At 68.8% G+C, this 18552-nt stretch carries 18 protein-coding genes; 12 read left to right on the forward strand and 6 right to left on the reverse strand.

Annotation, left to right across the window (positions count from 1 at the left end):
- Complete coding sequence (locus LV75_RS26125; RefSeq protein WP_253889665.1) at positions 1–621, reverse strand: helix-turn-helix transcriptional regulator; 621 nt, start codon at positions 619–621, stop codon at positions 1–3.
- 414 nt (positions 622–1035) lie between these two features.
- On the opposite strand from LV75_RS26125, the gene LV75_RS26130 reads away from it, so the two are divergent.
- Entirely contained in the window at positions 1036–1626 is a 591-nt protein-coding gene (locus LV75_RS26130; RefSeq protein ID WP_253889666.1) for a phosphoribosyltransferase family protein, read from the forward strand.
- Here LV75_RS26130 and LV75_RS26135 read toward each other — a convergent pair.
- Both LV75_RS26135 and LV75_RS26140 read right to left on the reverse strand, forming a co-directional pair.
- Complete coding sequence (locus LV75_RS26135) at positions 1610–2584, reverse strand: hypothetical protein (RefSeq protein WP_253889667.1); 975 nt, start codon at positions 2582–2584, stop codon at positions 1610–1612. The two genes, LV75_RS26130 and LV75_RS26135, sit on opposite strands and share 17 nt — an antisense overlap.
- A gap of 105 nt (positions 2585–2689) precedes the next feature.
- Entirely contained in the window at positions 2690–4312 is a 1623-nt protein-coding gene (locus LV75_RS26140) for a methyl-accepting chemotaxis protein (protein WP_253889668.1), read from the reverse strand.
- Positions 4313–4668: 356 nt separating this feature from the next.
- Here LV75_RS26140 and LV75_RS26145 point away from each other — a divergent pair, with 356 nt between their 5' ends.
- On the forward strand, positions 4669–4962 hold the full coding sequence (locus LV75_RS26145; protein ID WP_253889669.1) for a hypothetical protein: 294 nt from the start codon (positions 4669–4671) through the stop codon (positions 4960–4962).
- Positions 4963–5119: 157 nt separating this feature from the next.
- Here the strand turns inward: LV75_RS26145 and LV75_RS26150 are convergent, their stop codons facing one another.
- Positions 5120–5944 (reverse strand): DUF4253 domain-containing protein, encoded by an 825-nt coding sequence (locus tag LV75_RS26150; RefSeq protein WP_253889670.1) that lies wholly within the window; start codon positions 5942–5944, stop codon positions 5120–5122.
- 160 nt (positions 5945–6104) lie between these two features.
- On the opposite strand from LV75_RS26150, the gene LV75_RS26155 reads away from it, so the two are divergent.
- Entirely contained in the window at positions 6105–6950 is an 846-nt protein-coding gene (locus LV75_RS26155; RefSeq protein ID WP_253889671.1) for a tachylectin-related carbohydrate-binding protein, read from the forward strand.
- Positions 6951–6985: 35 nt separating this feature from the next.
- On the forward strand, positions 6986–7837 hold the full coding sequence (locus LV75_RS26160; RefSeq protein ID WP_253889672.1) for a tachylectin-related carbohydrate-binding protein: 852 nt from the start codon (positions 6986–6988) through the stop codon (positions 7835–7837).
- Positions 7838–7891: 54 nt separating this feature from the next.
- Here LV75_RS26160 and LV75_RS26165 read toward each other — a convergent pair whose 3' ends face one another.
- Positions 7892–8533 carry a lytic polysaccharide monooxygenase auxiliary activity family 9 protein gene (locus LV75_RS26165; protein ID WP_253889673.1) on the reverse strand — a complete coding sequence of 214 codons (642 nt, stop codon included), beginning with the start codon at positions 8531–8533 and terminating at the stop codon, positions 7892–7894.
- A gap of 229 nt (positions 8534–8762) precedes the next feature.
- Between LV75_RS26165 and LV75_RS26170 the strand changes: the two genes are divergently transcribed.
- From LV75_RS26170 to pqqB, 8 genes are all read left to right on the forward strand, one after another.
- Positions 8763–9755: a M4 family metallopeptidase gene (locus tag LV75_RS26170; protein WP_253889674.1), complete on the forward strand. Its 993-nt coding sequence runs from the start codon at positions 8763–8765 to the stop codon at positions 9753–9755.
- Between the two features lie 116 nt (positions 9756–9871).
- The gene (locus LV75_RS26175; RefSeq protein WP_253889675.1) at positions 9872–10267 is read left to right on the forward strand and encodes an ATP-binding protein; all 396 of its coding nucleotides are present in this window, start codon (positions 9872–9874) and stop codon (positions 10265–10267) included.
- 276 nt (positions 10268–10543) lie between these two features.
- Entirely contained in the window at positions 10544–14713 is a 4170-nt protein-coding gene (locus LV75_RS26180; RefSeq protein ID WP_253889676.1) for a CLIPPER-2 domain-containing protein, read from the forward strand.
- Between the two features lie 334 nt (positions 14714–15047).
- Positions 15048–15140, forward strand: coding sequence for a pyrroloquinoline quinone precursor peptide PqqA (pqqA, locus tag LV75_RS26185; RefSeq protein ID WP_253889677.1), 93 nt, complete (start codon positions 15048–15050; stop codon positions 15138–15140).
- Between the two features lie 3 nt (positions 15141–15143).
- Entirely contained in the window at positions 15144–15845 is a 702-nt protein-coding gene (pqqC, locus tag LV75_RS26190) for a pyrroloquinoline-quinone synthase PqqC (protein WP_253889678.1), read from the forward strand.
- Positions 15842–16111 carry a pyrroloquinoline quinone biosynthesis peptide chaperone PqqD gene (pqqD, locus tag LV75_RS26195; RefSeq protein WP_253889679.1) on the forward strand — a complete coding sequence of 90 codons (270 nt, stop codon included), beginning with the start codon at positions 15842–15844 and terminating at the stop codon, positions 16109–16111. Before pqqC ends, pqqD begins: the two co-directional genes overlap by 4 nt.
- Positions 16108–17166 carry a pyrroloquinoline quinone biosynthesis protein PqqE gene (pqqE, locus tag LV75_RS26200; protein WP_253889680.1) on the forward strand — a complete coding sequence of 353 codons (1059 nt, stop codon included), beginning with the start codon at positions 16108–16110 and terminating at the stop codon, positions 17164–17166. Before pqqD ends, pqqE begins: the two co-directional genes overlap by 4 nt.
- Positions 17163–18029 carry a pyrroloquinoline quinone biosynthesis protein PqqB gene (gene pqqB, locus LV75_RS26205; protein ID WP_253889681.1) on the forward strand — a complete coding sequence of 289 codons (867 nt, stop codon included), beginning with the start codon at positions 17163–17165 and terminating at the stop codon, positions 18027–18029. Before pqqE ends, pqqB begins: the two co-directional genes overlap by 4 nt.
- Positions 18030–18217: 188 nt before the next feature.
- On the opposite strand, the gene LV75_RS26210 is transcribed toward pqqB, so the two are convergent.
- Positions 18218–18552, reverse strand: a 335-nt coding sequence (locus tag LV75_RS26210) for a transposase family protein (RefSeq protein ID WP_253885965.1), incomplete at its 5' end; no start/stop codon positions are given.

An 18552-nucleotide genomic window follows, 5' to 3' on the forward strand; every position in this document is an offset into this window, starting at 1 on the left:
TCACCGTTTCAGGAGCACGTAGCCCTGGAAGGGCAGGTCCCCGGCTTCCTGTGCCCATTCGGTGGCCCGGTCGTGCCAGAAGCGGGCCGCGGCTGTCTCCTGCAAGTCCCGGTAGAGCCAGCCCGCGAACTCGGCGCTCTTGGCTCCGAACCGCAGGAGATCACCGCGGACCCGGTGGGGTACTTCTCGGGCGTTGTCCTTGACCGCTCGCAGCAGGCCCAGCACGCCGGGGAGGGCAGTGCGGGGGCCTTCGGTGCCGTCATAGCTCATGTAGGTGCGGAGCTGGAGCTCGAAGTAGCCGATGATCGGGCCATCAAAGAAGCGGGCGCTGTCAGTAAGGGCTTTCGCCAGATGCTCCGTGTCCTGAGCACCGGACAGGGGAGTAGCTGCTGGAGGTGTGGGGAAGGCGCCGGGCTGGGGGCTGAGGAGCTGGACCAGTTCGCTTCGGCTGATCCCCAACAACGCGGCCAGCTTCGGCCACAGGTAGGGCTGGGGTTCGTTGCGCCCGGCTTCCCACCGATAGACGGTTATGCGGTCAACGTGCAGGGCTTCGGCCAATTGTTCCTGGCTGAGGCCCTGGGCTTTGCGCCTGCGTGCCAGCTCGGAGCGCCTGACCGTCATAGTGGACAGTGTTCCACGATTGCCCATGATCCGTCCCTGTTGTGTTTGCCCAGGTCATGGACGGCTGTGCATAGTTCGTGTTGCAGAGTGCCGCGGAGGTGAGCTGTGTCCGGCGCGTGCGGACCGCAATGGTCGAAACCAAGACACCCGGAGCCGGTGAGCCCTCCCGCACGGGACGACTGAGCCACCTCCCTGACCCGGCGTGCTGTCTTCACAACAGTGAGCTTGATCGTGTACGCGCTAGACCTGGAGACCCGCGGGTTCGGTCACCAGCTGCTCCAGGCCCACGGCGGCCCGCTTGCCGCCGTCGATTTCCGCTGGGAGGGGAGACGGGGGTTCCCACCAGCGCGAACACCGGGTGAACCGCCCGGGAAACCCGGTTGACCGGCGTTTCCCGGCCACAGCATTCGCCGCATGTGGGCAGCACCGGCTCCGGAAGGGGCGATCGACGGCAAGGCGTTGCGCGAGTCGTTGCTCGCGGAGTTCGCTTGGCGCGGTGATCGCACTGATCACACCAGGTACGCCGACATGTGCGGGTGGTGGCGTGATCCCGAGACGTTGCGGTCGCTCGGGGCCGGTTTGGCCGCCCTGTTCGCCGACTTGCGGCCCACGGTCGTGCTCAGCCCGGAGTCGCGGGGACACATCCTCGGTCCGCTGGTCGCGATCGCCCTCGGTGTGGGGTTCGTCGAGGTGCGCAAAGACCCCGACCAGCTCACCGACAGCGACGCGTGGGTCAAGCGCACGGCCCCACCGGACTACCTGGACCGCCAGTTGCGGCTCGGCTTCCCCCGCCGACTCGTGCGCCCCCACGACCGGGTCCTCATGGTCGACGACTGGATCGAGACCGGCGGCCAAGCGACCGCGGTCCGCGCCTTGGTCGACGAGGTGGGCGCCGACTGGCTGGGCGCCGCCACCGTCGTCGACGCCTTGGACGACAGCGCGCTCCGCCGCAGGCTCACCGTCCGATCACTGCTGACCTACCGGGACCTCATGGCCTCCTACTAGGCGTGGGCTGCCACGACGGGCCGGCGATTGAAGGTGGTGTGGTCACGCTGGCTTTCGTTGAGGACCAGGTCGCCCGCCACTGCTCGAGCGGGAGCGCCAGGGACTCGCACACCGCTCGCGCCAGCTCCTCGGGGCCACGTCCGAGCCACGGCGTGTCGACGAACACCTGGTACTCGTCGACGGCGAACGTGACACGGAAGTACTCGGGGTCCTGGTTTCTCCTGCCCACCCAGCCGAACTCGAGGCCGTGGTCGCGCAGCCGGTCGCGGTCCATGCCGGTCTGGACGAGTCGACCGGCGGTGCGCAGCGGTGTCTCCCACGAGTGGTCGGCGCCCACCCTCGCGAGTTCGGCGTCGTACTCCGCCGCGCCGAAGGTGAGGTTCGGCTCGATAGGGGAGTTCGCGGGCCAGTCCCAGTGCACCCGGTCCCCGTCGCGGGTGACCGTGACCTTGATGGTCTCGCTGTCGTACTCGCAGCACTCGACCAGGACAGCGATCGGCACGACCCGCGGCTTGGGGCCGCCCGAGAGCAGGTTGTCGGGGATGAGCAGCTCGTCCGGGTCCACACCGCGGTGTCCCCAGACCCGGGTCATGTCCGTCCCGTTGACCTCGACCACCACCTGGAACCGGTTCACCCCCTCCCCGGGCACGACGTCCAACCGGAGCACGTCCACCGCGTCGCGCCGGGTGACCCCGCCACCGGCGGCCGCGGCGCACCCCAGCGGCATGGTCCCCACCTCGGGGATCCCCAGCTCGGCCAGCGTCGCGGTCACCACGTCGCCGACGTCGTAGCGGGAGTCGCGCGGCGAAGCGCCTGCGAGGTCCCGCAACGCGGGCGAGTCCAGCCCGTCGACCAGCGCCAGGCAGGCCGCGTCGATCACACCGGCCAGCCCCTCCTTCGGAACCACCTGCCAGCGCCGCACCGCGCCGTAGAGCCGCTGTTCAGCCGAGTCGCCCATCCGAATCCTGCACATCGGCCACCGCGTGCGCACCCGAGTAAACGGCCGACGGCGGACCGGCTGGGGCCGGTCCGCCGTCGGCGGTGGGGTGGAGAGGGGTTCGGATCAGTACTGGAAGCGGGCCACCAGCTCGCGCAGGTGGGCGGCGAGCTGCTCCAGGTCCACGGCGGCCTGCTTGCTGCCGTCGATCTCCTGCGCCGCGGTCAGCGTGGCGCTGGCGACGTGGCCGATGCTGCCCGCGATCTGCGAGCTGCCCGATGCGGCCTCGGCGATCGAGCGGGTCATCTCGCTGGTGGTGGCGGTCTGCTCCTCCACGGCCGAGGCGATCACCAGCTGGTAGTCGTTGATCTTGGCGATGATCTCGGAGATCTCGCCGATCGTGCCGACCGCCTGCGCGGTGTCGGACTGGATGGCCTCGACCTTGCGGGCGATGTCCTCGGTGGCCTTGGCCGTCTCCTGCGCCAGCTCCTTGACCTCGCTGGCCACGACCGCGAAGCCGCGGCCCGCGTCACCGGCGCGGGCGGCCTCGATGGTCGCGTTGAGCGCCAGCAGGTTGGTCTGCTCGGCGATCGAGGTGATGACCTTGACGACGTTGCCGATCTGCGCCGAGGAGTCGCCCAGCTTGGCGACCACGTCGGTGGTGGAGGCGGCGACCTCGACCGCGTGCGAGGCCACGTTGGCGCCCTCGTTCGCGCTGTGCGCGATCTCCTTGATCGACGAGCCGAGCTCCTCGGCGCCGGTGGCCACGGTCTGCAGGTTCAGCGACACGTTGTCCGCGGCCGCGGCGACCTGGGTGGCCTGGGTGTTGGCGCCGGTGGTGCTCTCCAGCAGCCGGTCGCTGACCTGCACCAGGCGGGTCGAGTCCGACTGCAGGGTCTGCGCGGTGGTGGCCAGCGCCGACACCGCGGCGCCGAAGTTCTCCCGGGCCCGGTTGAACGCGGTGCCCAGCTGCCCGACCTCGTCGTCGCCCTCGACCACGGCGGCCTTGCTCAGGTCGCCGTCGGCCATGTGCTGGGCCACGACGGTGATCTGGCGCAGCGGGCGCACGATGCGCCCGGCGACCAGCAGCGCGAGCAGGATCGCCGCGGCGAGACCGACGATCATCGAGATCAGCACGACGGTCCACGCGGTGTTGTAGGCGTCGCTGCCCTCGGCCGCGGCGCGCTCGGCGCTGGTGCGCTCGATGACGGCGAGCTCGTCGATGCCCTTGTCGATGTTGCCGACCAGGGTGGTGAACTCGTTCATGTCGGTGATCGGGGTGTAGCCGGCGGGCACGGGGTCGCCGTAGGAGATGTCGCGCTCGATGCGGAACTTCTTCTGGTCGGCGAGCAGCTTCGCGGCGCGGACCCGGCCCGCCTCCTCGGTGGTGTGCGAGAGGTAGGCCTCGACCGAGGTGTCGATCTTGCCGTCGGCGGCGTGCTGGCCGTCGCGGGCCCGCTTCTGGCCCTCCGGGCTGTTGTCGACGTACCACATCACGGCCCAGTGGTTGATGTCACCCTGCGCGCCGCGGATGTCACCGAGGTCGCTCAGCGCCGCGGCGTTGCCGGTGGCCACCCGGTTGAGCTGGGCGTCCAGGTTGGACATCTGGATCATCGCGAGCACGCCGATGAGCACGGCGACCGCGACGACCGCGCTCAGCGCGGTCAGGATCTTGGTCCGGATACCCCAGTTCGCGATGAGCCTGGCCAGGCCCCGCGGTTTCTTGATCTCGGTTGCGTTCGCAGCCATCGCCCTACCCTCACGCTCTTCGTCAGCCCTCTGGCTTCACCTGCCCCGGGAAGGTCGGCACCCCGGCCATAGACCTGAGCCATTCATCCGACCGATGGCCCGGGCACGCAGTGCGACGGGGGAGCGCTCCAGGAGCGGTCCGGGTGCGCGTCGTGGGCGCGCGGTGCCATGACGAACGCCTTATCCCGCCTATTTCCGGCAGGTCGCATTGCTGCGGAAATGGTTTCGGTGAACAACGCTAAGGTGTGCCGATTCGCTGCCGATAATCGTTCACTCACCTGGTCGATTGTGATCGTCATAAATGCTGGGGCAGGCTGGAGGAACCTCTCAGACAAACCCACAACAATGGAGAACGGATGCTCTTTCGTCGACTGCTGACCGCGTTCCTGCTGGCCACGGCCACCGTCCTGGCTCCAGTGGTGGTCGCGCCCGCCTCGGCGGCGCTGCCGTGCGGGACCTGGCAATACAGCGTCAGCAACAACACCTGGTTGTCCACCGGCCCCTATGTGCCCGCAGGATCCATCTTCAACGTGTCGGACCGGTCGAGCGCCCAGTACTGGGGAAACGCGTACTACAACCACGACGCGGGCTCCTACATCGGAACCGGAGGAATCTGGGCCAGCAATTTGAACTACCTGCGCTGCTGGTGAGGTCGGGCGAACGGGTGGCCCGGGCGCGGTGAGCCTTCCCGGGTGACCCCCGTAGCGGTGATGCGCGTCACCGCGGGTCATCGACCCGCGGTGACCGCCCTGGCTTCAGTCCCACCCGCCAGTCTCACCCGCCAGTCTCACCCGTTAGTCCTACCGATCAGTCCCACCAGAAGGTCCACGAGTGGTCGCCGACGAGGTGTTGGGCGTAGGCGGCGAGGGTGTTCGGTGGTTCGGACTGCCACACGTTGTCCGGGGCGAGCGCGAAGTGCTCCGCGGCGACGGCGAGGGCGTCGGTGTGGGTGGTCGGTGGGGCGGCGACGGCGAGCACGAGGGTGTCGAAGCCGATGCCGACCACGCGGGCGCCGAAGCGGTCCGCCCAGTCGCGCAGCACGGCTGACAGCTTGGCCGGGTCGTCCATGTAGTTGGTGGGTCCGCCCCACTCGAGGGCCGCGGGGGTGTCGGCGCCCCGGTCCGCGGCGACCAGGCCGAGCCGCATCGACGGGTGACCGGCCAGCAGGTGGTCGGCGAGGTCGTCGGCCACGCGGTCCGGGTCGCCGGTGGTCGCGGGCACCGCGGCCAGTCCCGGCCACTGGCGGCCGAAGGGGCTCGTGGTCGTCGGGGCCTCCTCCGCGGTGTGCTCGGCCCACCACCCGGCGAGCAGCGCGGCCGGGTCGTGCGCGCCGATCGTGGTCGTGTCCCCGGGCGCGACCTCGCCGGAGGCCCACGGCCGGTACTCCTCGGCCTCGTCGTCGAGCGCGTCCAACAGCACCGGCCACAGCCCGGACCGGGCGTGCTCGGCGCGCAACCTCGCCCACAGTCCGGCGGGTGCGGGCTCATCGCTCATCCATAACGCGGGTCGGTCGTCCTCCTCGTGCCGCACCAACCGCCCCGGCGGCAGCGCCACCGACAAACTCCGCCCCGCGCCCGCGTCGCCGGTGAACAGGTCCAGCAAGTCGGCGGGCAGCGCCCTCTTCTCTGTCACGCGCGGATCGTAGCCGGCCGGTCCGACAGCGGGGCGGTTCCCCACAAGATCGACAGGCCGATCCGGGTGGTGGAGAAGTTTCCAGAACTGGGGGCAACCGGGTGCGGGCCTCGTGCGTGGAGCAGGTGTCACCATCCGTTCGACACCTGGGGAACTACTCATGAGCTTGACCAAACGCTGGAGCGGCCTGCTGGTCGGCCTGGCCGTGGCGACCTCCGCGCTCACCGCCGTGACCGCGAGCCCCGCGGCGGCGGACCTGCCCGAGGCCCGCTGCGGGACCGGTGCGGCCATCCAAGGGGTGGAGGCGGATGGCCGCCTCTTCGAGTTCTTGCACTTCGGTGCCGCCACGGGCACCCGCGACTGGTTCCCGAAGGAGTACATCGGGACCGGTTGGAACGGAACGCTGCTCTACAACTGGTGGGGGGACTACTACCTGATCCCGGAGGGCACCGGCGAACTGCGCCACTACGCGCGGAACAGGGGCCAGTGGAACACCATCAACGGCGCTCCTTACGAGGTCCTCGGCACCGGGTTCGACCGGTACACCGTTGATGGTGCGACCCTGACCCTTGACGCCTCGGGCAAGCTCTACGGGATCGACGACACCGGCGAACTCCGGGTCTGGATCCGCACCGACAACGGCTGGGAGAACGGCGCGGGCGAGGTCATCGGAACCGGCTGGGACTCCTTCGAGCGCGTCGTGGCAGGCGCTGAGGGCGAACTCTTCGCGTTCGAGCACGACGGCAGCGCGCTGCGGTACCAGTACCAGTACGACACCGGCGAGTGGACTGTTCAGGCCGACAACATCGACGAGGGCTGGGGCGACTTCACCAACGTCCTCTACGCGGGCGCGGGTGTGTTCTACGCGGTCGACCGGGCAGGCACTCTCTACTGGTACCGCTACGCCAACGGCGAATGGGCCAACAACGGCATCGGCCGCCAGATCGGCGAAGGCTGGAAGAACCTCACCCTGGCCGTCAGCCCCAACACCTGCTCCGCCGCCTGAAGCCGACCCATCCGGACGTCAGTAGGAGCGTGAACATGAGAAGGCGTTGGAGCGGCCTCCTGGCAGGCCTCACCCTGGCCGCCGCGGCACTCGCTGCCACGACCGCGCCCCCGGGTGGGGCGACCCCGAGCACGTCAGAGGCGTACTGCTACGGAGGGGCGTACTTCCTCGGCCACGAGAACGACCGCTTGTTCCACTACGCGCACTCGGCCGCCGCCACGGGCGAACCTGACTGGCTCATGCGCTACAACGGTGAGGCGGGGTGGTCGGGCGAACTCGCCATTGTCGGACGCGAGAATTACTTCCAGTTCTACGCCATCCCTGAGGGCACAGGCGAGTTGCGGCGCTACATCCGCGAGGGCGCGTACTGGAAGTTGGTCGATGGCGCGCACTACAAGGTCATCGGTGAGGGGTTCGACCGGTACGTCGGCGAGGGCAGGACGTTCACCATCGACGCCGCCGGGAAGCTCTATGGGATCGATGACACCGGAGTCCTCCGGTCCTGGGTCTATACCCAAGACGGCTGGGAGAACAACCTTGGCGAGGTCATCGGTACTGGTTGGGGCAACTTCGAAAGAGTCGTCGCCGGGGACGAGGGCGAGCTCTTCGCCTTCGACAGCGCTGGCAACGCGTTGAGGTACCAGTACCGGTACGACACCGAGGAGTGGGTCGTCCAAGCGGAGTGGATCGACAGCGGCTGGGGTGACTTCACCAACGTCCTCTACGCGGGTGCCGGTGTGCTCTACGCGGTCGATGAGGCGGGCGACATGTACTGGTACCGCTATCACGATTCACAGTGGGCCAACAACGGTGTTGGCCGCTGGGTCGGTGAAGGCTGGCAGGGCCTGACAGTGGCTGTTAGCCCTACCGCCTGCACTGCGAGCTAGTCCATAGAGGAGGGACGGTGGTCCGCCGCTCGGCGGACCACCGTCTCACGTGCGTCAGTTGAACAAGACGTCCGAGCAGGAGTAGAAAGCCTCGCCGCTGTCGGGGTAGTGGCGTTGCCAGATCGAGTAGACCAGGTGGCGTCCGGTACGACCGCCGGGAATGGTTGCCTTCAGCTGGTAAGCGCCACCGGCGCGCGGCGGGTTCAACTGCTTGTAGAACGGCGTGGGCTCAAGGTCCGACCACTTCAGGGGTTTGGTCGCGTCGTAGCCCTGCTTGGTGACATAGAGCTCGAACGTGCCCGGGTGCGGCGCGGTCGCCTTGTAGGTGAAGGTGTACGCCCCCGTGGGCAACGTCGTCGCGGGCCAGTCGGCGCGAGCGAGGTCGAGGCCCTTGTACTTGTCGCGGCCCGCGCTGCACAGCTTGCCGTCGGGGATGATCTGGCGGCTGTTGCCGTTGGCGTTGGGCTGGTTCACCTCGTCCCAGTCGTAGATCGGCCAGCTCTGCCCGACCTGGACGGCGGCCTTGCACGCGGCCGAGCGCGGGTTCTCCGGGCCCTCGGTGAAGCACTGGTAGATCCGGCTCACCGGGTTGCCCATCGATCCGTGCGCGTACGCCGGGCTCGCGACCAGCACGGTCGAGGCCAGCAGCGCGCCGGTGAGTGCCGTCACCGTGGTGGCGGCGCGGGGGATCCTCATCTGCGACTCCTTCGGCGGTCGAGGAAAGGTCTAGACCATTATGCGATGACCGGTGGTGTGAAGTCCACTGTTGGGAATTCGCCAACATGGACATATCGGACCCGCGCGGGTACTGGTTATCTGTTCAGGCCCGCGTTCTCTTGCAGTGGTCCAGGCCACTGTCGATCCTGTGGGGATGTCGACCTCGTGGGGGAGAACCCTGAGAACGCAGACAACCCTCGTACTCGCCGTGACGTTGTTGGCGGCATTACCCGCCTCGGCGCACGCGGCAGGCTCCGGTACCGGAGCGTGGAACCAGAACCCGGTTCCGCTGGACACCTACTCCTCCGGCTCCACCTACCTGATGCGCGACCCGCGCTGGCCCGGCCTCGACTGCGTCGACGCGGTCACCGGCCAGGTGTTCAGCGGCCCCGACGACCTGTGGGGCGACGGCGTCCCCACCAACCGCGAAACCGGCTGCGTCGACGCCCTCTACGCCGCGCAGACCTTCCAGCGGATGACCCTCACCTGGCTCAAGCGCAACGGGGCCGACGGCAACGGCCGCGCCGGCCTCGGTCTCCGCGTCGGCGAGCGGAGGGTCGGCCTGGGCGCCGTCTCCGGCCGCATCTGGGTCGGGTACAACAACGCGGGGGCCTGGGTCGGCTCGCTCGACCTCATCGGCCGCCAGTACGGCAGCATCGTCGACCAGACCACCCCCGGTGGCCGCTCCAGCAATGGCACCGCCGAGTTCATCGCCGACGCCTTCGGCGCCGCCGCCGAGTTCTTCAGCGCGCAGACCGCGGGCGACGTCCCCGACTTCCTCGTCGGTGAGCGGCCGGACTTCTCCGTGCGCAACATGTCCAACCCGGCCGCCACCGGCGGCGCCAACTGCTACTCCGCGGCGATCCCCACCCTCGACCCGTACTCGGCGGCGGGGGTCGGTGACCACTGGTTCGCCCTGCTCACAGCGGGATCCGAGCCGACCGGCGGACTGCCGCCCAGCCCGACCTGCAACGGCAGCCGGGTGACCGGGATCGGCGCCGAGAAGGCCATCAAGATCCTCTACAACGGCATGCTGCGCAAGGTCACCAACATGACCTACCTCAAGTACCGCATCGCCACACTCCAAGCGGCGCTCGCCCTCACCCCGGGCAGTTGCGCCGACTACAACGCGGTCAAGGCCGCCTGGAACGCCGTCGGCGTTCCCCCGCAACCCGGCGAACCGACCCCCACCTGCACCTGAGCGACCCGGTCCGGACGTGCTGAACACGGTCACCCCATCACCCGATCGGTGCAGACCCGATGTGATTGGTTGAACCATTGGGTGTGACCGGGTGCTACGGCGGGCAGTCCTGGGACATGACGACCCACCAGGACCTGGCCGTGTTCAGCACGACCGTGCCCGCGCGGGCCGAGCACCTCGCCCCGCTGCGCAGGCGGGTGCGCCGCTGGCTGGCCCACTGCCGGGTACCGGCCCCCGTGCGCCAGGACGTCGTCCTGGCCGCCCACGAGGCCCTCAGCGACGCCATCGACCAGCCCGGCGCGGGCGAGCGGACCACGGTGACCCTGCACTGCGACCGCGACGGCGTGGTGCTCACCGCCGTCGACCACTTCACCTGGACCGCCCGCGCCCACCGCGGCGACGACCCGGGGGAGCGCAGGCTGCGGGTGATCGCCAGGGTCGCCGAGCGGGTGGACCTCGACGTGGGCGCGGACGGGGGCACGCTCACCGCCTACTTCACCCTGTCGCGCTGAGCGGCCACCCGCCCGGCCCAAGCCGGAAGATCCAATCGCGCTGATCATGGAAGCGTTACAGCGCCGTTCTCCCTCGATCCGGTGCAAGAAGACATCATCCGGTACGCCCGTCCGGTCCAATTCGGAATAGATCGGTGACGGCCCAGCGCACCTTAATCCTCTGTGGTGACTCTTCCGGGTGGACAGTCGTTGCCGACGTTGTGCTGAGATCCCGCGGCCCTAGTCTTTGAATCCACCCAGGGAACGTCCTGGCTGGACTATGTGGCGAGGTGCGGGATGCGAAATCGGAAGTCGCCCTCAGAGGAACCCGGTAGGCGGCTCCTCCCATCACTGACCCGCAGACCCGGCGCGAGAGTCGCCGTCCTGCTGCTGGTCGTGGCGACGCTGGTGTCCACCGGCGGTCCGGTGCTCGCGGACCCGGACCCGGTCGACCCGACGCAGGTCGAGGTGGTCGACGGAGCCGGTGACCCGGCGGGCGCGGGCGACGCGGGCACGGCAGGTGATCCGTCCGTTGTGTCCGATCCGGCTCCCGAGCCCGAGTCCCCCGCACCCTCCACTGAGGAGTCCCAGGCCGAGGTTCCCGCCCCGATCGAGGATGCCCCACCGAGTGACGGGGCGCCGAGCGAGCAACCTCCCAAGGAGCCTGCGGCAGAGCAAGCGCCTGCTGTCGAGGATGCCCCCAGCATCCAAGAAGCCGACCCGCGCGCGACGGTAGACCTCGCGTTGAGCGTTTACGCTCCGGAGGCCGCTAACCCGGGTGCGGCAATCTCGTGGATTCTCACGGTTACGAACAACGGCCCCGGCGCGGCGTCTTCCTTCACCGTGACCGACACCGTCCCGATTTCGGTGACTGGGATTAGCAGCCCCACCGCGGGATGTTCTATAGCGGGTAATTCAGTCACCTGCGCGGGAGGTGCTCTAGCGGCTGGCGCCTCGACGACCATCCGAATCAACGGCACCACCCCGGCCTCGTTCACCTTCCCCTTGGTCAACCAGGCCTCGGTCGGGACAGGCCCCACTGACAGTGACGCCAACACGGGCAACAACAACTCCGTCACCGTCACCACCACCGCGACCCCGGCTCCGTCGGTAGCGCTATCGGCCTCCGCGAACCTGAACGACACCAACGGCAACGGTGTCGGCGACGTCGGTGAGAACATCACCTACACGCTCGAGGCGCACAACCAGGGCAACGTGACACTGTTCGGTCTCAACGTGCAGCACAACGGCGCCGGTAGCGTCACCTGCGGCTCCACGATCCTGTCGCTCGGCGCGAGCACCTCGTGCTCCGCCCCCGCACACGTGGTCACCGCGGCGGACGTCACCGCGGGACAGGTCGTCACGACCAGCACCGCGACCGCGACCGCCCCGGACGGCGAACTCGTCGCCTCCGCGCCCACGGTCACCAACATCCCGACGTTCGCGGCCGCGCCCGCCATCGAGCTGGTCCGCACCGCGAACCTCATCGACACCAACAGCGACACCGTCGGTGAGGTCGGCGAGGAGATCGACTACCGCTTCCTGGTGTCGAACTCCGGCAACGTCGCCCTCACCGGGATCGTCGTCTCCGGCGCCGACCTGGCCACCAACCCGTGCGCCGGTGTCGTCGTCACGTTGCAGCCCAACCAAACGGTCGAATGCGTCCGCTCGCCGCGCTACGTCATCACGGCACAAGACGCGGTCAACGGGTCGGTCGTGCGGACCGCCACCGCCTCCGGTGTCTCGCCGGGCGGCGCCACGGTGACCTCGGCGCCGTCGACCACGACGACGCCGACGTTCGTGCCCGCCCCCGCGGTGAGCATCTCGCAGACCTTCGCCCTCGGCGACGAGAACGGCGACGGCCGCGTCGAAGCGGGGGAGACGGTCCGCTTCACCTCCACGATCACCAACAACGGCAACACCTCGCTAGGCAACGTCGACGTCGTTATCGTGGTCGGCGCACCGAGTCTGTCCGGCTGCCCGGCCAACCTGAGCATCCAGCCCGGTGGCACCGCGGTGTGCACCCAATCCATCCCGTACGTCGTCACACCGCAAGACGCCGCCGCGGGCTCGGTCACGCGCACCGTGCGCGCCAGGGGCACCTCCGCCGGTGGCGTCGTCACGCTGTCGGAGCCGGTCACCTCCGCCATCCCGGTCTTCGTGCCCAACCCGTCCATCGGCCTCACCCACACCGGGACGCTCGTCGACGCCAACGGCAACGGCATCGGCGACCTCGGCGAGGTCATCGACTTCACCGTCACGATCACCAACACCGGCAACGTGACGCTCACCAACGTCATCGTCGAGGGCGAGCTCAGCGGCTCGCCGGAGACCATCTGCCCGCAACCGGTCCTCGCCCCCGAGGCCAGCGCCACCTGCGCCCGGTTGCCTTACACGATCCGCCAGCACGACGTGGACGTCGGCGCCGTGCTCGGCATCGGCACCGCGGTCGGCACCGCCCCCAGTGGCGTCCAGGTCCGCTCGGCCCCGGTCACCGCCAACATCCCGGTGTTCGACCCGGACCCGGTCCTGGCCCTGGTCAAGGACGACATCCTCGACGACACCAACGCCAACGGGCTCGCCGACGCGGGCGAGGAGATCGACTACACCTTCACCGTCACCAACGTCGGCAACGTCATCGTCACCGGCCTGAACATCCAGGACCCGCTGCTGGTCGGCAGCACGTGCCCCAAGACCACGCTGATCCAGCAGGAGAGCACGGTCTGCACGTCCAACGCCCCGCACGTGACCACCACGGCCGACGTGGCGGCGGCGCAGGTCGTCAACGTCGCGACGGCCCGGGGTCTCGCGCCGGACGGCTCGCCGATCGTGTCGCTGGAGTCGCGCACCAACACGCCGACCTTCGTCGCCGTGCCCGGCTTGGCCCTGGACAAGATCGCGACCCTCGGCGACACCAACGGCAACGGCCTCGCCGACCTCGGCGAGAACATCCAGTGGTCGTTCCTGGTCGTCAACAACGGCACCGTGCCGCTGTTCCGGCTGCACATCGTCGACCCGGTCGCGGGCGCCATCACCTGCCCGGTCACCGACCTGCCGGTGCTCGCGGTGACCACCTGCACGGCCACCGCGCCGCACCAGGTCGTCGAGAGCGACATCCTGCTCGGCGAGGTCGCCAACACCGCGATCGCCATCACCGACCTCGGTGACGCCCTGCAGACCGAGGTCGTCTCGCCGCCGGACTCCACGGTGACGCCCACCGCGGGCCCCGCGCCCCGGTTGACGCTGTCGAAGCGGGCCGACCTGCAGGACAGCAACGAGAACGACCTGGCGGACAAGGGCGAGTTCATCCTCTACTCGTTCGTGCTCACCAACACGGGCAACCTGACGCTGACGAACATCGGCGTCGACGACCCCAAGGCCGGTGCCGTTACCTGCCCCGTGTCGGTCCTGCCGCCGGGCGCTACCACTACCTGCACCGCTCAGCCCTACCTGGTGACCGGTGACGACATCGCGGCCGGGATCGTCCGCAACGTCGCCACCGGGTTCGGCACACCGCCGGTCGGGCCGCCGCTGCGCACGCCGCCCGCCATCGCCGAGGTCCCGATCGCGTACCCGGGTCTGACCCTGGACAAGATCGCGACCCTCAACGACACCGATGACGACGGCCTCGCCAGCCTCGGCGAGACGATCACCTACACCTTCGTGCTGGTGAACATCGGCAACGTGCCGATGACCGACATCAAGGTCGACGACCCCAAGGCGGGCGTGGTGACCTGCCCGGTCACCACCCTGGCGCCGGGGGAGACGACCACGTGCTCGTCGCTGCCCTACGAGGTGACCGCCGAGGACGTCGCGGTGGGCATCGTGCACAACGAGGCCACCGCGTCCGGGCAGCCGCCGGGCACCGACCCGCCCTACGTCACCCCGCCGGTGACCAGGGACGTGCCGACCACCGAGATCGTCAGCGGTGAAGACCCCAACGAGGCGGCGGGCACCCCGGCGATCACGCTGGTCAAGTCGGCCGCGCTGCGCGACACCGACGGCGACGACCTGGCCGACGAGGGTGAACTGGTCGACTACTCGTTCCTGGTCACCAACACCGGTGACGTGGCGCTGGAGAACATCCGCGTCGACGACCCGAAGATCACCGGGGTCGTCTGCCCGACGACCGCGCTGGCCCCGGGTGCCTCGCTCACCTGCGTCAAGCTCGGGTACGTGGTGACCGCGGCCGACATCGCGGCGGGCACGGTGCACAACGTGGCCACCGCCTCCGGTGACGTGGCGGGCGGCGACTCGGTCACCTCCCAGCCCTCCGCGGCCGACGTGCCGGTCGACGACTCGATCGCGGCCACCGGGGACGCCGAGGAGGCCGAACCGGCCGCGCAGGGCGGCCTGGCCGCGACCGGTGCCACCGGCGCGATCACGCTGTTCGGCTGGTCACTGGTCCTGCTCGTCGCCGGTGTGCTGGTGCTGATGAGTGGTCGGGAGAGGCGCAAGAAGGCCTGATCCCAGGCGGATTTCCGACCAACGGCGGGCTGTGGCCGCGGGACTCGATCCCGCGGCCACAGCCCGTTTTCCTGCGTTCTCCAGCTGCGATCATATTATCGACTATGAACTATCAAGATAACCGATGATGGGCTGAGGTCGGGCGCCGGTTGGTCGGGAAGAACCTGGAAAAGCAGCGGTGACGAGGGGAGGCCACACCGAGGTGTCGGCCCGCGCGCAGGTGGGGGGGGGTGCCTCGCGGCATCAACAGGGCTGTCGGTCCAGCGCGGGTCCAGGTCGGCTCAGGGTGGGGTGGTCATGCTGGGGGAGTAGGTGCCGACAGAAAGGAGCGCACATGGGTGACAACCGTGAGCAGTGGGTGGTGCCGGAGTTCGATGACTACGACACCCCCATGGAGGTCACGGCCTACGTCGCGCGGCAGGACTAAGCGTTGACGGATCCCTTGCCGCGGGAGGACTTCCTAGCCGCCTTACAAGCCCTCTCCAGCCGCTACTGGGGATCGCACCCCTTTCACGTGCGCATGCACGCGGGACACTTGACTCGCGAGGAGCTGCGCACGTGGGCGGCGAACCGTTGGTACTACCAGAGTGTTCTACCGCTCAAGGACGCTGCGATCGTCAGCAACTGCCCCGAGCCCGAGGTCCGCAGGTTGTGGCTAGAGCGGATCGTTTACCACGACGGGGCTGTGGAAGGGGAGGGTGGCAGAGAGGACTGGCTGCGGCTGTGTGAGGCTCTTGGCCTTACCCGAGCTGAGGTACTCGACGAGCGGCACGTGGTACCTGGCGTGCGGTTCGCGGTTGACGCCTATGTGCGGTTCGCCCAGACGCGGCCGTGGGTCATCGCTGTCGCCGCCGGGCTCACGGAGATGTTCTCCGGGCACCTGATGCGCCGTCGGGTGGTCGACGTCCTGGCGCACTACCCCTGGATCGAGCGTGCCGACCTCTCTTACTTCACCACCCGGGTCGACGCGGTGTCCGCAGAGGGGAAGCAGGCCGTCGACCTGGTGCTCGCGCATTGCGTGACGCGGGCCGACCAAGATTCCGCCGTGGCCGCGCTGGCGTTCAAGTGCGATGTGCTCTGGTCCATGCTCAGCGCCATCGACCACGCCTGCCACGGAGTAGGGAAGCGGTGAGCGAGTGGGCGCCGCGGCTGCGGCGGGGAGCACGGCTGGGGTTCGACCCGGTACGCCGGGCCCCGGTCGTGCTCCACCCCGAGGGCGTGCTCCTGCTCAACGCCACCGCCGAGGCCGTGATCGCCGCCTGCGACGGCGTGGCGACCGTGCCCGACATCGTCGCCCGGCTCGACGAGCGCTACGCCGGGGTGCGCGCTGAGGACGTGCTGACCCTGCTGCGCGGGCTTGTCGCGCGCGGCGTGCTGCACCCGGAGGAGACCCGATGACCGCCCCGCTGGGGATGCTGGCCGAGTTGACCCACCGTTGCCCGCTGCACTGCCCGTACTGCTCGAACCCGCTGGAGTTGGTCCACCGCGACCGCGAACTGACCACCGACCAGTGGCGGTCGATTCTGACCCAGGCGCGGGCGCTTGGCGTGCTCCAGGTCCACATGTCCGGCGGGGAGCCTCTTGCCCGTCGCGACCTACCGGAACTCGTTAGCCATGCCTCCGGTCTTGGCTGTTACGTCAACCTGGTGACCAGTGGACTCGGCCTTACCGAGGCTCGTATGGCCGACCTCGCTGTGCGGGGGATCGAGCACGTGCAGTTGTCCATCCAGGCGGCTGACCCGGAGCGCGCTGACATCATCGCCGGTACTCGTGCCGCTAAGCACAAGAGAGCCGCCGCGGCTGCCGTTCGCTCGGCGGGACTACCGCTGACCGTCAACGCTGTCCTGCATCGGCGTAACCATGACCAGGTGGCGGCGATCATCGACTTGGCCGAAGAGTTGGGCGCTGACCGTCTTGAGTTGGCGAACACCCAGTTCTACGGATGGGCGTTGCGCAACCGGGCGGCTCTTATGCCTACTCGCGCTCAACTCGATGCTGCCGAGCCGGTTGTGCGGGCTGCACGCCAACGGCTCGCGGGGCGCATGGAGGTGATCTATGTGCTCGCCGACTACCAGGACCGCCTCCCCAAACCCTGCATGCACGGCTGGGGTGCCCGCCAACTCACTGTTGCTCCCGACGGCACAGTCTTGCCCTGTCCGTCGGCACACGTGATCACCACGCTGACCTTCGACAACGCGTGCGAACGCCCCCTCGCCGAGATCTGGTACGACTCGCCGTCCTTCAACGCCTATAGAGGTGAGGACTGGATGCGAGACCCTTGTCGCTCTTGCTCCCGCCGCGGCATCGACTTCGGCGGCTGCCGCTGCCAAGCGTTCTTGCTCACCGGCGCGGCGGAGAACACCGACCCGGTGTGCGCGTTGTCGCCGAACCACGACGTGGTTCTCCGCGCTGTCGCCCCGACCGAGGACCTCCCGTTCGTGATGCGCCGATGAGAGTCGTCGTCCTCGGCACCGCAGCGGGCGGCGGCTTGCCCCAGTGGAACTGCGCCTGCGACCTGTGCGAACGCTCCCGCTCAGGCGACCCGGCTGTACCGCCGCGCCTGCAGGACTGCCTCGCGATCAGCGCGACCGGCCGGAACTGGTACCTGCTCAACGCCTCCCCGGACCTGCGCGCGCAGATCAACGCCACCCCCGAACTCGCCCCAGGCCCAGGCAGGCGGGAAACGCCCATCCGCGGCGCCCTCCTCACCGACGCCGAACTCGACCACACCCTCGGCCTCACCCTGCTCCGCGAAGGCCGCCTGACCGTCTGGGCACCCCGCCCGGTACTCGACGCCGCCGCGGTCCGCGACCTCCTGGCCCACTACAACCACTGGACCTGGTACCCAGCCGAAGACACCTTCCGCCTCGACGACGGCCACCTAGAATGCGCCGTCTTCCCCTTGTCCGGCAAACGCCCCCGCTACGCCCAATCCGCTTCCCCCGCCCCAGACTGGGTTGTCGCCTACCGGATAACCGACGTCCACACTGGAGGGTCGCTGCTCTACGCCCCCTGCCTGGCCTCCTGGCCCCCCGGCTTCACCGAGTTCGTCACCGGCGCCACCTGCGCCCTCCTAGACGGCACCTTCCTAAGCGCCGACGAGATGGCCTCTACTACCGGCCAGCCTGACCAACAGGTCATGGGCCACCTCCCCATAACCGCCTCCCTCCCCCTACTCCCCATCGGGGTCACCGCCTGGCACTACACCCACCTGAACAACACCAACCCCGCAGCCGCCCAAGACTCCACCGCCCGAGCCACCATCGAGGCCACAGGCACCACCATCGCCACAGACCACACCCGCTTCGACCTCTAACCCCCACGACCCGGCATGTTTACCCTCCCAGTGGCGGAAAGTCGCACTCGTCAGAGGGAAGAGGCAGCCCGCGCCCAGGTTCGATGGCCCCGGGCCACTCAAGTGACCAGACCTCCTGCGCCGCTGCGCAGGAGGTCTGGTCTTGACACTCGTTGAGACAAGAATGCCTCGACTGCAAACTATGAGGGTTATTCAGAGCGTGCGTAGAAGTAGAGTCCGATGACTGCTGTGATGGTGGCGGTGAAGGTGTTGAACGGGCGCCGGTAGTCGGTGTGGAGTATCCGCCAGGTTTTGAGGTGGGCGATGGCTCGTTCGACGGCGACGCGGATCTTGTTGTGTTGGAAGTTGTATTCTTTCTGCCATCGGGGTTGTTCGCGTTTGCGGGGTTTGCGGAACGGGGTGATCATGTCGCTGCCGATGTAGCCTTTGTCGGCGAGCCAGGAGGTGGTGTCCCGGCCCTGCAGGATGCCTGATTTCCTGAGGCAGTGAATGTCGTGGTGGCGACCCTCGAACGGTGTTGATA

Origin of the sequence: Actinokineospora diospyrosa, assembly GCF_024171925.1 — a bacterium.
Classification (GTDB): domain Bacteria; phylum Actinomycetota; class Actinomycetes; order Mycobacteriales; family Pseudonocardiaceae; genus Actinokineospora; species Actinokineospora diospyrosa.

Coding starts and splice junctions, on each gene's coding strand:
- LV75_RS26125 (WP_253889665.1), bottom strand. CDS start 621: ATGACGGTCAGGCGCTCCGAGCTGGCACGCAGGCGCAAAGCCCAGGGC.
- LV75_RS26130 (WP_253889666.1), top strand. CDS start 1,036: ATGTGGGCAGCACCGGCTCCGGAAGGGGCGATCGACGGCAAGGCGTTG.
- LV75_RS26135 (WP_253889667.1), bottom strand. CDS start 2,584: ATGGGCGACTCGGCTGAACAGCGGCTCTACGGCGCGGTGCGGCGCTGG.
- LV75_RS26140 (WP_253889668.1), bottom strand. CDS start 4,312: ATGGCTGCGAACGCAACCGAGATCAAGAAACCGCGGGGCCTGGCCAGG.
- LV75_RS26145 (WP_253889669.1), top strand. CDS start 4,669: ATGCTCTTTCGTCGACTGCTGACCGCGTTCCTGCTGGCCACGGCCACC.
- LV75_RS26155 (WP_253889671.1), top strand. CDS start 6,105: ATGAGCTTGACCAAACGCTGGAGCGGCCTGCTGGTCGGCCTGGCCGTG.
- LV75_RS26160 (WP_253889672.1), top strand. CDS start 6,986: ATGAGAAGGCGTTGGAGCGGCCTCCTGGCAGGCCTCACCCTGGCCGCC.
- LV75_RS26165 (WP_253889673.1), bottom strand. CDS start 8,533: ATGAGGATCCCCCGCGCCGCCACCACGGTGACGGCACTCACCGGCGCG.
- LV75_RS26175 (WP_253889675.1), top strand. CDS start 9,872: ATGACGACCCACCAGGACCTGGCCGTGTTCAGCACGACCGTGCCCGCG.
- LV75_RS26180 (WP_253889676.1), top strand. CDS start 10,544: ATGCGAAATCGGAAGTCGCCCTCAGAGGAACCCGGTAGGCGGCTCCTC.
- pqqA (WP_253889677.1), top strand. CDS start 15,048: ATGGGTGACAACCGTGAGCAGTGGGTGGTGCCGGAGTTCGATGACTAC.
- pqqE (WP_253889680.1), top strand. CDS start 16,108: ATGACCGCCCCGCTGGGGATGCTGGCCGAGTTGACCCACCGTTGCCCG.
- pqqB (WP_253889681.1), top strand. CDS start 17,163: ATGAGAGTCGTCGTCCTCGGCACCGCAGCGGGCGGCGGCTTGCCCCAG.